Raw genomic sequence first — 11,400 nt, 5'->3', positions numbered from 1 at the left:
TCGGGGAAGGGTCACATGGGTCAAATCTCAATGGAAATCTTCAGCCCAACCGGGTCAGCTCTCAGCGCAAATCAACACGCAACTGGAAGGGATGGATTTCACGGCCTATGGCCCCTCTGCCCGGCGCAGCCTGACGGCCCCCGAAGCGCGTGTCGCCCGCGACACGATCATCGGGGACAATGTGACCCGCGCGGCCGAATAGGCCGCACCCTCAGCAAGGCATGCGGGGGCCGCCGACGCGGCCCCCGAACTCTTTTGAAAAGCGATCATTCCGGCATGGAAAGACCCGGCACCTGCCCCTTTCCTGCCCCTTTTCCGCGCAATCCTTGCGGTCAGAACTGCCTGCACCCGAATTCACGCCCCATCCGACCAGACAGGATATCACGATGCAACTCGGTCTTGCTCTCTTGGAAAAGCTCGGGCTCTTCGCCCACAAATCCGCCCATGTCGATCCGCATTTCGATCTGCGCCTGCAACGCATCGGCGCGCGCGAAATGCTGCGGGAAAGACAGGCCGGCGCTATTCCCGTGACTGGCGAAAACAGCCTCAGAAATCCACCCGAACACCGGGCAGTCTGAGTTCGCTCACCAGATCGCGCACTTCCTGCCGTGCGGCGATATTGGACAGGTTCAGCTGATCCACGCCCGTATCGCGCAGGTCCAAGAGCGTCAGCCCGCGCGGGAAAAGTTCGCGGAAGATCACACGTTCGGAAAAGCCAGGCGCCACACGGAACCCGATCCGCCGCGACAATTCCTCCAGCGCGGCACCCACCTTCTTCTTGTTGTGCATCTGCTGCGCGCCAAGGCGGTTGCGCAGCACGATCCAGTCGATCGGCTTCAGCCCCGCCTGCGCGCGCAACTGCCGCGCGTTCCAGACCATCTCGGAATAGATCGACGGCCCCTTCACCTTGCCCGTCTCCGGGTCCACCCGCGCCAGCAGATCGAAATCCACGAAACTGTCATTCAACGGCGTGATCAGCGTATCGGCCAGCGAATGCGCCACCTGTGACAGCCGCGTATGCGATCCGGGGCAATCAATGACGATGAAATCCGAAACCGGCTCCAGCGCCGCCACAGCCGCCGCCAGCCGCGCATCAAAGGCATTCTCGCCGGGCTGCATGGCATCGGCGGGGACTTCCGGCAATTCGCGATAGTCCGGGCTGGGCAGGCTCAACCCCGTCCGCGCCATATAGGCCCGCCGGTTCTCGACATAGCGGCCAAAGCTCCGCTGCCGCAGGTCCAGGTCCAGCGCCCCCACCCGGAACCCCAGCCGCGCCAGTGCCGTGCCGACATGCATGCAGGTCGTCGATTTCCCCGACCCGCCCTTCTCGTTCCCGACAACGATGATATGCGCCATACAGCAGTCCCCACTGGCAAGAAGGCCAACCGCGCGGCAGCGCGCGGTGCGAGACAGGGATAAGGCCCAGTTGGCGGGAATCCGCAAGCCCTTCCTTGCGCCGCGGCTCCGGAAAAAGCACCCCAGCGATTGCTCAGCTTCCCTGCAACTCGCAACGCGTGAAGGTAACCAGGATCTCGGCCTTCTGCGCGGCCTCCAGATCAGGCCCTTCGAAATAGTCGAAACTCTGGAAATCCCCGGAAAAGCGGAACAGGGCCGGAACCCCGTCCCTCAGCCGGATCATCGTGACATCGCCACCCTCGATCCCCGTGATGCGAAAGTCCACCGCATCCGTGACGCTGCCATCCGCATAGGTCACCGGCTTTCGCCAGCGCAGTTCCAGCCGGTCCGTCCCCTCCGCCACCCGCATCCTGACGGGATTTCCCGCGCAGGCCATTTCCTCGAACATCTCAAGCCCGAACCAACCCTGGATGTCATGCAGCCAGGCCACCTCGGCACGGGCCACCTTTGCGGGCAGGACAAGGGCCACCAGGGCCAAAGGCGCAAGACAACGCAGCATCAGCATATGTCCCATCCTGAAACGAAAAACGCCGCCCCGAATGGAGCGGCGTTTCCAGACCCATGCAAGACCGGACTCAGAAGCCCAGACCGGCATACTTGTTCTTGAACTTCGACACGCGGCCGCCGGTATCCATCAGCTTGGCCGACTGCCCGGTCCAGGCCGGATGCGCCAGCGGATCGATGTCCAGCGCCATCTGCTCGCCTTCCTTGCCCCAGGTGGTGCGGGTCTGGAAGGTGGAGCCATCGGTCATCTTGACCGTGATCATGTGATAGTCGGGGTGGATGCCCTTTTTCATCGGTGCGGCTCCTTACTCGGCTTTTTCTTTGTAATTCGTCACTTCGGCGATCCGGGCCGATTTGCCGCGACGCGAACGCAGATAGTACAGCTTCGCGCGGCGCACGCGGCCACGACGGACGACCTCGATCGAATCGATATTGGTCGAATAGAGCGGGAACACCCGCTCCACGCCTTCGCCGAAGGAAATCTTGCGGACGGTGAACGAGGCCGAGATGGTCAGCCCGCCCTTGCGGCCGATGCAGACGCCTTCATACATCTGCACCCGCGAACGCGAGCCTTCGGTCACCTTATAGCCGACACGGATGGTGTCGCCGGCCTTGAAATCCGGGATGGTCTTGTTCAGGGCAGCGATCTGCTCCGCCTCGATCTGCGCGATCAGGTTCATGCGCAATCCTTTCTATGCTCACGGTATGCCCGTGAAGGTGATGCCGCCCCAGAGCTCTCGGTCCTCGTCCGGGTCCGTCCCCGCCCGACTTCGGCATGGGACGCCCGCCAGAGATGCAGGCCTGCTTTTGATGCCGCCTCCCCTGCCCGGTTCCTGCCGAAGAAAGCAGAAGGCAAAAGGAATCGCACCCGGATGACGAAACCGCCCCGGATCGGGCGCGTATAGGGGCGAATGGCCCTTGCGGTCAAGGGCCGAAGCGCAGTGCCGTGCCCCTTCAACCGCATCTTCTCCAAGCTGCCCGTAGGGCGGGGTTCACCCCGCCTTGAAGGGGTTCACCCCGCCTCGAAGGGGTTCACCCCTTCCGTTTCTCCCACAGATCCGGCCGCCGCTCCTGCGTCAGCCGCTCCCGCTCTGCCCGCCGCCATTTCTCGATCTCGCCATGATGGCCTGACATCAGCACCGGCGGAATCTCCCGCCCTTCCCAGACTGCAGGACGCGTAAACTGCGGATGCTCCAGAAGCCCGTCAGAGAAGCTTTCCTCCTCGGTGCTGGCCGCATTGCCCAGCACATTGGGCAACAGCCGCACCGTGGCATCAATCATCGCCTGCGCCGCGATCTCGCCCCCGGTCAGGACGAAATCCCCAAGGCTGACCTCCTCGATCCCCCAATGGTCCAGCACCCGCTGATCCACCCCCTCGAACCGCCCGCAAAGGATTGTCACCCCCTCTGCCGCCGCCCAGCCCCGCGCGCGGGCCTGATCAAAGGGCCTCCCGCGCGGCGAAAGATAGACCACCGGCCAGCGCGCCCGATCCATGGGCGCGCCGCTCATCGCCTGCCGCAGCGCGCGATGCACCACATCGGCGCGCAGAACCATCCCCGCGCCACCGCCGGCAGGCGTGTCATCCACATTCCGGTGCTTGCCTTCGCCGAAGGTCCGCAGGTCCAGCGTCTCCAGCCGCCATAGCCCCTGATCCAGCGCCTTCCCCGTCAGCGACAGGCCCAGCACACCGGGAAAGGCCTCGGGAAACAGCGTGACGATCCGCGCCTCCCATGCGCCCTTCACACGGCGCGGTTCCTCCATCAGGTCGCGGGGTTGCAGGGTCACCTGCACCTTCAGGCGACCATGGGACCGGGGCAAGTCGTCGGTCATTCCAGACCTTCCGGCATGTCCACCACGATCCGCCGCGCCGCAAGATCGACCGTCGGCACCACGGCAAGCGTGAAAGGCACCAGCAGCGCCGATTTCGTCCCCGGCCCCAGGATCTCCAGCATGTCGCCCGCCCCGTGATTATGCACCGCGCGCACCGTGCCAAGGGTCACGCCCCCGGTATCCTGCGCAGTCAGGCCGATCAGGTCGGCGTGATAGAATTCGTCATCCGGCAGTGAAGGCAGCCGGTCCCGATCCGCGAAAAGCTGCACGCCCTTCAAGGCATCGGCCTGTTCCTTGGTGGCAACGCCCGACAGGCGCGCGCCCACCCCGCCCGAGACAGAGGCCCGCGTCAGCTTCACGGTAAAGGATCGCGTTCCATCCTCGGTCCAGAGCGGGCCGTAATCGGCAATCGCCTCCGGATCGGCGCAAAAGCTTTTCAGCCGCACCTCGCCCTGCACGCCGAAAGACCCGGCGATGGCACCGACACAGATGCGGTCAGGTCGCGTCATGGTCATTCACCCGGTTGCAGGTTCTGGGAAAGGGGGGGGTCCGGGGGGGCCGCATGGGCGGCCCCCCCGGCCTTTTGGTCTTATTCTTCCGCAGGGGCGGCCGAACGGGCGGCCTTCTTGGCGGCGCGCTCGGCCATCTGCTTGCCCGGCACGGCGGATTTCGGATTGCTGCGGGCCTTCTTCGGCATCACGCCTGCGGCTTCCAGCATCCGCGCGATGCGGTCGGTCGGCTGCGCGCCCTGGCCCAGCCAATGCTTGATGCGCTCCAGATCCATCTTCACGCGGTTCTCGTCATCCTTGGCGAGCAGCGGGTTATAGGTGCCCAGCTTTTCCAGGAAGCGCCCGTCGCGCGGCATGCGCGAGTCGGTCGCCACGATGGAATAATGCGGACGCTTCTTGGAACCACCACGGGCCAGCCGGATCTTCATTGCCATTTCAGTCTTCTCCTTGGGTTTCGTAGGGTGTGCGGTCCCCGCGCACCCTTATGGGTTATTTCTGCAGTTTCTCGTGATGCCTGATGACTTCGCTGATGATGAAGTTCAGGAATTTCTTCGCCAGATCGGGGTCCAGATCGGCCTCCTTGGCCAGCTGGTCCAGCCGAGCCATCTGCCGTGCCTCGCGCGCGGGGTCAGAGGGCGGCAGGTCATGCGCCGCCTTCAACTGCCCCACCGCCTGCGTATGCTTGAACCGTTCCGCCAGCGTATAGACAAGGATCGCATCCAGCCGGTCGATCGACTGGCGATGCTCCTTCAGCAATTCGGCGGCTCGTTGGGCGGCGTCGGTCATGCGGTCCTCAGGCTCTCAGGTGAGGGGTGGCGGAAGACGAGGCAGGGCGGCTCTCCGATGGATTGCACAGCGGGATCGACCTCCGCGCCAAGACGCCGCGCCAGCGCGGCCGACCGCAGGTTGCCCTCGGCCACATAGGACACGGCCGTGGTCCAGCCCAGCGCGCCAAACGCGAATTCCCGCGCCGCATACGCCGCCTCGAAGGCAAACCCCTTGCCTTCGGCGGCGGGGTTCCAGACCGACCAGCCGATCTCGCGCTCCGGCCATGTCTCGGGCATCCACGGCCCCGTCGCACCCAGTGGCGTCGCATCCCCCTTGGTGTAGAACACGAACATCCCGAACCCGCGCGCGACCCAATGCCCGATCACATGGCAGAAGCCGCGCCAGGTATTGGACAGGTCAAACTCCCCCGTCCGCACGAACTGCCCCCGCTCCGACGCAAGAAAAGCCTGAAACGCAGGCCAATCCCCCGCCTCCGGCGCGCGCAGCACCAGCCGTTCCGTCGTCAGCACAGGGGTTCCCGCCAGCGCGATCATGCCAGCCCCCGCAGGTCATGCACGATCACCACATCGCCCGGGTCAATCCCCGCCCGCGACGGATCAATCCGCCCGCCCAGCCGCAGGCCCAGCGCGATGGACCGCGCATTGCCCGGATCAATGATGTTCACGATCTCGTCCCAGCCAAAGCTGCGCCGCACCCAGCCCATCACCGCCCGCGCGGCCTCCAGCGCATAGCCCTTGCCCTCGGCCTCCGGCACCACGAACCAGCCCAGCTCCGCCTCGGGGTAATCCTCGGCCTGATAGATGCCCACCTCGCCGACATAGGCCCCGCCCGCCTCGACCGTGAACGGCCCGTAACCGCGCAACGGCCAAAGCCCCACCTCCGAAGCCCAGATCCGCCACGCCTCCACGCGCGACAGCGGCCCGCCTTCCCAGACCGACCGCTCCGACGCATAGAAGACCGCCCGATGCTCGAAATCCTCAAGCACAGGCATCCTCAGCGTCAGGCGCTCCGTATGAAGGGTGGGCGCGATCATCACTTCTTCTTCATCAGCCCCGACAGGCCCGAAGGCAGCGTCATCCCGCGCGGCATGCCCGGAAAGCCGCCGCCCTGCCCCAGCCCCTGCCGCATCCCCTTCGCGGCTTCCTCAAGCTGCTCGGGCGTCATCTTGCTGGGATCGGGCATGCCGCCCTTGCCCAGCATCTGGCGCATGGCTTGCTTCATCATGCCGCCCTTGCCCATCTTCTTCATCATCTCGGCCATCTGCTTGTGCTGCTTCAGCAGCCGGTTCAGATCGGCCACGTCCAGCCCCGCCCCCGCCGCGATCCGCTTCTTCCGGCTCGCCTGCAACAGGTCGGGATTGGCGCGTTCCTTCTTCGTCATCGACTGGATCAGCGCGATCTGCCGCTTCAGCATCCTGTCGTCCAGACCCGCCTCGGCGGCGGCGGCCTGCATCTTGCCCATGCCGGGCAGCATGCCCATCAGGCCCTGCATCCCGCCCATCTTGATCATCTGCTCAAGCTGCATCTTCAGGTCGTTCATGTTGAACAGACCCTTGGCAAAGCGCTTGGCCATGCGCTCCGCCTGCTCGGCCTCGAAGGTCTCCTGCGCCTTCTCGACCAGGGCGACGATATCGCCCATGCCCAAAATGCGCCCCGCCACACGCTCCGCCTCGAAGGTCTCCAGCGCGTCCATCTTCTCGCCAAGGCCCACGAAACGGATGGGCTTTCCGGTAATGGCCCGCATCGACAGCGCCGCACCGCCGCGCCCGTCGCCATCCATCCGCGTGAGGACAACGCCCGAAATCCCGACCTTGCCGTCGAACTCGGTCGCGACGTTCACCGCGTCCTGCCCCGTCAGGCCATCGACAACCAGCAGCACCTCGCGCGGCTGGGCGATGTCGCGCACCGCCTGCACCTCGTCCATCAGGACTTCGTCGATATGCAGACGCCCCGCCGTATCCAGGAACAGCACGTCATAGCCGCCCAGATTGGCCTGCGTCCTGGCGCGCTTGGCGATCTGCACCGCGCTCTCGCCCTTCACGATGGGCAGGCTGTCCACGCCGATCTGCCCGGCCAGGATCGCCAATTGCTCCATCGCCGCAGGCCGGTTGGTATCCAGGGACGCCAGCAGAACCCGCTTGCCGTTCCGTTCCTTCAACCGCTTGGCCAGCTTCGCCGTGGTCGTGGTCTTGCCCGAACCCTGCAAACCCACCATCAGGATCGTCGCCGGCGGATTGTCGATCTTCAGCGCATCCGCAGGCCCCTCGCCCTGCAGCACGCGGATCAACTCGTCATGGACGATCTTCACCACCATCTGCCCGGGCGTGACCGACTTCGTCACCGCCACGCCCGTGGCCTTGTCCTGCACCCGCTTGATGAAATCCCGCGCCACGGGCAGCGAAACATCCGCCTCCAGCAGCGCCACCCGCACCTCGCGCAGCGCAGCGACGACATCCGCCTCGGTCAGCGCACCCGCTTTCGTCAGACGGTCGAATACGCCACCAAGACGCTCTGACAGGCTCTCGAACATGCGACCCTCCGGGTTCGTTGCGTGACGCCGGATATGGGTATCCGGCAGCGGGATTGCATCTGCAAAGACCAACGGCACCCGTGGGCGCAACGCGCTGACGGATGGCGATCCCCGCAAATGCGACGGGACCGGAAGCTTGCGGCCTCCGGGGAATGGGTGGGGCGATACGCCTCTGACCGCCCCGAGTCAAGCCTTGGCCCGCCCCGCGCGGGCCGGCCCCGCCGCCACGCACGGAAATGTCGCTTGCATTCCCCCGCGCAGCAAAGCCAGATTGCGGCAAATCTGTTCAGGGCTGCACAATCATGGGCATCGAGACCTGGGACGAAATCAGAACCGCCTTCCAGGTGGCCCGCCTCGGCACGGTCTCCGGCGCGGCCGAGGTTCTGGGCGTCCACCACGCTACCGTGATCCGCCACATCGACGCGCTGGAAAAGCGGCTGGGCACCAAACTCTTCCAGCGCCACGCCCGCGGCTATACGCCGACCGAGGCAGGCCAGGACCTGCTCACCGTGGCCCAGACCACCGATGAGCAATTCGCCCAACTCGCCAGCCGCATCAAGGGCCTTGGGGAAACCGTCTCGGGCGAATTGGTGGTCACCTCCATCGCCGGGATGTCGGATCTGCTGGTCCCGGTCCTGTCGCAGTTCCAGACGCAATATCCCGGCATCCTGCTCCGCTTCCTCACGGATATGCGCGTCTTCCGCCTCGACTACGGCGAAGCCCATGTCGCCATCCGCGCCGGCGCCGCACCGGAAGAGCCTGACAATGTCGTCCGCCCCCTCGCCCGCATCCGCACCGGCCTCTATGCCGCGCGCAGCTATGCCGAACGCCACGGCCTGCCCGCCACCGAGGCGGATTTCCCCGCCCATCGCTTCATCACCACCGATGCCTCCGACAGCCGCGCCCCCTTCCACCGCTGGATGCGCGACCGCGTCCCCGCCGACCGGCTCACCTTCCGCGCCACCGAACTGGCCTCCTTCGAATCCGCCATCCGTGCGGGTCTCGGCATCGGCTTCATGGCCGCCTTCAAGGCCAGCCGCGACCCCGACCTGATCGAGGTCATGCCCCCGATCCCGGAATGGGACGCGCCGCTCTGGCTCGTCACCCATGTCGATCTGCACCGCACCCGCAAGGTGCAGGCCTTTCTTGCCGTCCTGAAGGAGGCGGCAAAGGACTGGGATCTGTGACCCTGACCGAAGGCCGCCGCGGGCATCTTGCGATGCTTGCCTTCTCGGCGCTGGTTGCGGGATCCTTCAGCCTCGGCGCCATGGCCGCGCCCTTGATCGACCCGCTCGCGCTGACCGCGCTGCGCTTCCTGCTTGCCGGCGCGCTGGTGGGGGCCGCGGCCTTCGCCACCACCGGCATCCGGCGCAGCGCCCTTCAGGCACCCTGGCGCTATGGCGTGCTTGGCGCGCTCCTCTCGGCCTATTTCGTGCTGATGTTCGAAGGGTTGAAGACCGCCGAACCCGTCTCTGCCGCCGCCGTCTTCACGCTGACGCCCCTGATGGCCGCGGGCTTCGGCTGGCTCACCCTGCGCCAGCGCCTTACCCTCCGCATGTCCGCCGCCCTCGCCATCGGCGCTGCGGGCGCACTCTGGGTCATCTTCCGCGCCGATTTCGGCAAATTCCTGTCGCTCCATATCGGCAAGGGAGAGGTGATCTATTTCGCAGGCTGCGTGGCCCATGCCCTCTATGCCCCCCTGGTGCGCAAGCTCAACCGCGGCGAACCCGCCGTCGTCTTCACCTTCGGCATGATGATCGCGGGCTGGTTCCTTCTCACCACCGCGGGCCTTCCCGCCATCCGCGCCACGGATTGGGCCGCGCTGCCCGCCATCGTCTGGATCACGCTGGTCTATACGGCCGTCTTCGCCTCTGCCGCGACCTTCGTTCTTCTGCAATACGCCACCATGCGCCTGCCCGCGGCCAAGGTCATGGCCTATACCTACCTCGTCCCCTCCTGGGTCATCCTGTGGGAAATCGCGATGGGCCGCGCCGCCCCGCCCCCCCTGATCCTCATCGGCGTCGCGCTCTCGGTCCTCGCCCTCGCCCTCCTCCTCAAGGACGAGGCCTGATCCTCCAGCGGCAGGGGGGGCATCCGCCCCCCCTCGGCGCAAGGCGCCTCCCCCCCGTCGCCAGGACGATACCAGACAGCCCTCCCCTTCATCTTGGCCCAAATACCCCGGGGTTTGGGGCAGGGCCCCATCAGCCGAGCCGGACGCGCGGCACGCGCGGAAGGCGAGACAAAAGGCGTGCGGGGGCGGCCCTGGCCGGCCCCGCTCCACAAGATTACCGCAACTCCTCGGGCAGCAAAGCCAGGGGTATGTTCTGATAGCTCACCGGCCGCAACCAGCGGCGGATCGCCATCGTCCCCACGCTCGTCGCGCCGAAATTCGTGCTGGCCGGATAAGGCCCGCCATGCACCATCGCCTCGCAGACCTCCACCCCCGTCGGGAAGCCGTTCGCCAGCACCCTCCCCGCCTTCCGCTCCAGCACCGGCATCAGGCGGCGCGCCAGATCGGCATCGCCGTCATCCATCTGCAGCGTGCAGGTCAACTGCCCTTCCAGCGACCGCGCCACCGCCTCCATCTCGGCGAAATCCGCCACCCGCACGATCACGCCAAGGGGACCGAACACCTCATGCCCCAGCACCGAATTGGCCAGCCAATCCGCCCCCGCCACCTCAAAGACGTAAGGAGTCGCATTGCGCCGGTCGCAGACCGAGGTCAGCACCTCGCGCACCCCCGCCGTGGCCGCGATCCGCTCGCGCCCCGCGCGATAGGCCGCCGCGATCCCATCCGTCAGCATCACCTGCGGCCCCACCGCGCCCAGCGCCGCCGTGGCCGCCGCGACAAAGGCATCGCCCTCCGCCCCCGCCATCGCCACCACGATCCCCGGATTGGTGCAGAACTGCCCTGCCCCCATCGTCAGCGACGCGGCCCAGCCCTTGGCAATCGCCTCACCCCGCGCGGCCAGCGCGGCAGGCATCAGGAAGACCGGGTTCACCGACCCCAACTCGCCATAGAACGGGATCGGCACCTCGCGCCGCGCGCAAAGATCAAACAGCGCCCGCCCACCCGCAAGCGACCCCGTGAAACCCACCGCGGTAATCAGCGGATGCGTCACCAGCGCCACGCCCAGATCCGTGCCCACCCCCTGGATCAGGCTGAACACCCCCGGATGCAGCCCGCAGGCCCGCACCGCCGCATCCACCGCCTGCGCCACGATCTCGCCCGTCCCCGGATGGGCCGGATGCCCCTTCACCACCACCGGGCACCCGGCGGCAAGGGCCGAGGCCGTGTCCCCCCCCGCCGTCGAAAAGGCCAGGGGAAAGTTCGAGGCCCCGAACACCGCCACCGGCCCCACCGGTCGCTGCATCATGCGGATGTCCGGGCGCGGCAGCGGCTGCCGCTCCGGCAGCGCCACGTCATGGCGCAGATCCAGGAAATCGGTGCCAAGGATATGCCGCGCGAACAGCCTGAGCTGCCCCGTGGTCCGCCCCCGCTCACCCTCCAGCCGCGCGGTGGGCAGGCCCGTCTCGGCCGATCCCACGGCCGTCAGATCCGCGCCCCGCGCCTCGATCTCATCCGCGATCCGCTCCAGAAACCCGGCCCGCTCTGCCCGCGACAGCGCCGAATAGCTCCAGAAGGCCGCCTCGGCCGCCTCGACCGCGCGCGCCACCTCGGCCGCGCCCCCGCTGGCGAAGACATGGCCCTCCCCGCTCGCCGGCTGCGAGGTGAAGCTGCCCCCGCCCGCAACCCATTCCCCGGCGATCAGATGTTTCCCGCTCAGCATGGCAGCCTCCTTTGCAATTGGTCAGCCCCGAC

16 protein-coding genes are annotated in these 11,400 nt (G+C 66.7%); 4 read left to right on the top strand and 12 right to left on the bottom strand.

Annotated elements, in window-relative coordinates:
- Both G5V65_RS22115 and G5V65_RS15875 read left to right on the top strand, forming a co-directional pair.
- A partial coding sequence (locus G5V65_RS22115; protein WP_206526823.1) for a hypothetical protein occupies positions 1–202 on the top strand: 202 nt, incomplete at its 5' end.
- Between the two features lie 184 nt (positions 203–386).
- A complete protein-coding gene (locus tag G5V65_RS15875) occupies positions 387–578 on the top strand; it encodes a hypothetical protein (protein WP_165051954.1) in 192 nt (63 codons plus the stop codon).
- Here the strand turns inward: G5V65_RS15875 and G5V65_RS15870 are convergent.
- The 11 genes from G5V65_RS15870 to ffh form a co-directional block, all read right to left on the bottom strand.
- Positions 547–1,356, bottom strand: a complete 810-nt coding sequence (locus G5V65_RS15870) for a division plane positioning ATPase MipZ (RefSeq protein ID WP_165051951.1) — start codon at positions 1,354–1,356, stop codon at positions 547–549. The two genes, G5V65_RS15875 and G5V65_RS15870, sit on opposite strands and share 32 nt — an antisense overlap.
- A gap of 133 nt (positions 1,357–1,489) precedes the next feature.
- On the bottom strand, positions 1,490–1,921 hold the full coding sequence (locus G5V65_RS15865; protein WP_165051949.1) for a hypothetical protein: 432 nt from the start codon (positions 1,919–1,921) through the stop codon (positions 1,490–1,492).
- A gap of 70 nt (positions 1,922–1,991) precedes the next feature.
- Entirely contained in the window at positions 1,992–2,213 is a 222-nt protein-coding gene (rpmE, locus tag G5V65_RS15860) for a 50S ribosomal protein L31 (RefSeq protein ID WP_023665618.1), read from the bottom strand.
- Positions 2,214–2,225: 12 nt separating this feature from the next.
- Entirely contained in the window at positions 2,226–2,600 is a 375-nt protein-coding gene (rplS, locus tag G5V65_RS15855; RefSeq protein WP_165051947.1) for a 50S ribosomal protein L19, read from the bottom strand.
- Positions 2,601–2,952: 352 nt separating this feature from the next.
- A complete protein-coding gene (gene trmD, locus G5V65_RS15850; RefSeq protein WP_165051944.1) occupies positions 2,953–3,750 on the bottom strand; it encodes a tRNA (guanosine(37)-N1)-methyltransferase TrmD in 798 nt (265 codons plus the stop codon).
- Positions 3,747–4,259: a ribosome maturation factor RimM gene (gene rimM / locus G5V65_RS15845; protein ID WP_165051969.1), complete on the bottom strand. Its 513-nt coding sequence runs from the start codon at positions 4,257–4,259 to the stop codon at positions 3,747–3,749. Before rimM ends, trmD begins: the two co-directional genes overlap by 4 nt.
- 80 nt (positions 4,260–4,339) lie before the next feature.
- Entirely contained in the window at positions 4,340–4,693 is a 354-nt protein-coding gene (gene rpsP, locus G5V65_RS15840; protein WP_165051942.1) for a 30S ribosomal protein S16, read from the bottom strand.
- 55 nt (positions 4,694–4,748) lie between these two features.
- On the bottom strand, positions 4,749–5,045 hold the full coding sequence (locus G5V65_RS15835; protein ID WP_165051940.1) for a chorismate mutase: 297 nt from the start codon (positions 5,043–5,045) through the stop codon (positions 4,749–4,751).
- Positions 5,042–5,581, bottom strand: coding sequence for a GNAT family N-acetyltransferase (locus tag G5V65_RS15830; RefSeq protein ID WP_165051938.1), 540 nt, complete (start codon positions 5,579–5,581; stop codon positions 5,042–5,044). Before G5V65_RS15830 ends, G5V65_RS15835 begins: the two co-directional genes overlap by 4 nt.
- Positions 5,578–6,081, bottom strand: a complete 504-nt coding sequence (locus G5V65_RS15825; protein WP_165051935.1) for a GNAT family N-acetyltransferase — start codon at positions 6,079–6,081, stop codon at positions 5,578–5,580. Before G5V65_RS15825 ends, G5V65_RS15830 begins: the two co-directional genes overlap by 4 nt.
- The gene (gene ffh, locus G5V65_RS15820; RefSeq protein WP_165051933.1) at positions 6,081–7,577 is read right to left on the bottom strand and encodes a signal recognition particle protein; all 1,497 of its coding nucleotides are present in this window, start codon (positions 7,575–7,577) and stop codon (positions 6,081–6,083) included. Before ffh ends, G5V65_RS15825 begins: the two co-directional genes overlap by 1 nt.
- A 302-nt stretch (positions 7,578–7,879) precedes the next feature.
- On the opposite strand from ffh, the gene G5V65_RS15815 reads away from it, so the two are divergent.
- Positions 7,880–8,764 carry a LysR family transcriptional regulator gene (locus G5V65_RS15815; RefSeq protein ID WP_165051931.1) on the top strand — a complete coding sequence of 295 codons (885 nt, stop codon included), beginning with the start codon at positions 7,880–7,882 and terminating at the stop codon, positions 8,762–8,764.
- Positions 8,765–8,766: 2 nt separating this feature from the next.
- Positions 8,767–9,648, top strand: coding sequence for a DMT family transporter (locus G5V65_RS15810; RefSeq protein ID WP_241250604.1), 882 nt, complete (start codon positions 8,767–8,769; stop codon positions 9,646–9,648).
- 214 nt (positions 9,649–9,862) lie between these two features.
- Here the strand turns inward: G5V65_RS15810 and G5V65_RS15805 are convergent, their stop codons facing one another.
- Entirely contained in the window at positions 9,863–11,368 is a 1,506-nt protein-coding gene (locus G5V65_RS15805) for an aldehyde dehydrogenase (NADP(+)) (RefSeq protein WP_165051930.1), read from the bottom strand.
- Between the last annotated feature and the right edge of the window lie 32 nt (positions 11,369–11,400).

This window comes from Paragemmobacter kunshanensis, assembly GCF_011059185.1.
GTDB classification, from domain to species: domain Bacteria; phylum Pseudomonadota; class Alphaproteobacteria; order Rhodobacterales; family Rhodobacteraceae; genus Paragemmobacter; species Paragemmobacter kunshanensis.
This window is presented reverse-complemented; position numbering and strand designations above follow the sequence as displayed.

Excerpts from the sequence above, each read along its gene's own strand:
- rpsP (WP_165051942.1), bottom strand. The coding sequence starts at position 4,693 with ATGGCAATGAAGATCCGGCTGGCCCGTGGTGGTTCCAAGAAGCGTCCG.
- ffh (WP_165051933.1), bottom strand. The coding sequence starts at position 7,577 with ATGTTCGAGAGCCTGTCAGAGCGTCTTGGTGGCGTATTCGACCGTCTG.
- G5V65_RS15805 (WP_165051930.1), bottom strand. The coding sequence starts at position 11,368 with ATGCTGAGCGGGAAACATCTGATCGCCGGGGAATGGGTTGCGGGCGGG.
- rpmE (WP_023665618.1), bottom strand. The coding sequence starts at position 2,213 with ATGAAAAAGGGCATCCACCCCGACTATCACATGATCACGGTCAAGATG.
- G5V65_RS15875 (WP_165051954.1), top strand. The coding sequence starts at position 387 with ATGCAACTCGGTCTTGCTCTCTTGGAAAAGCTCGGGCTCTTCGCCCAC.
- G5V65_RS15830 (WP_165051938.1), bottom strand. The coding sequence starts at position 5,581 with ATGATCGCGCTGGCGGGAACCCCTGTGCTGACGACGGAACGGCTGGTG.
- G5V65_RS15835 (WP_165051940.1), bottom strand. The coding sequence starts at position 5,045 with ATGACCGACGCCGCCCAACGAGCCGCCGAATTGCTGAAGGAGCATCGC.
- G5V65_RS15865 (WP_165051949.1), bottom strand. The coding sequence starts at position 1,921 with ATGCTGATGCTGCGTTGTCTTGCGCCTTTGGCCCTGGTGGCCCTTGTC.
- G5V65_RS15815 (WP_165051931.1), top strand. The coding sequence starts at position 7,880 with ATGGGCATCGAGACCTGGGACGAAATCAGAACCGCCTTCCAGGTGGCC.
- rimM (WP_165051969.1), bottom strand. The coding sequence starts at position 4,259 with ATGACGCGACCTGACCGCATCTGTGTCGGTGCCATCGCCGGGTCTTTC.
- trmD (WP_165051944.1), bottom strand. The coding sequence starts at position 3,750 with ATGACCGACGACTTGCCCCGGTCCCATGGTCGCCTGAAGGTGCAGGTG.
- rplS (WP_165051947.1), bottom strand. The coding sequence starts at position 2,600 with ATGAACCTGATCGCGCAGATCGAGGCGGAGCAGATCGCTGCCCTGAAC.
- G5V65_RS15825 (WP_165051935.1), bottom strand. The coding sequence starts at position 6,081 with ATGATCGCGCCCACCCTTCATACGGAGCGCCTGACGCTGAGGATGCCT.
- G5V65_RS15870 (WP_165051951.1), bottom strand. The coding sequence starts at position 1,356 with ATGGCGCATATCATCGTTGTCGGGAACGAGAAGGGCGGGTCGGGGAAA.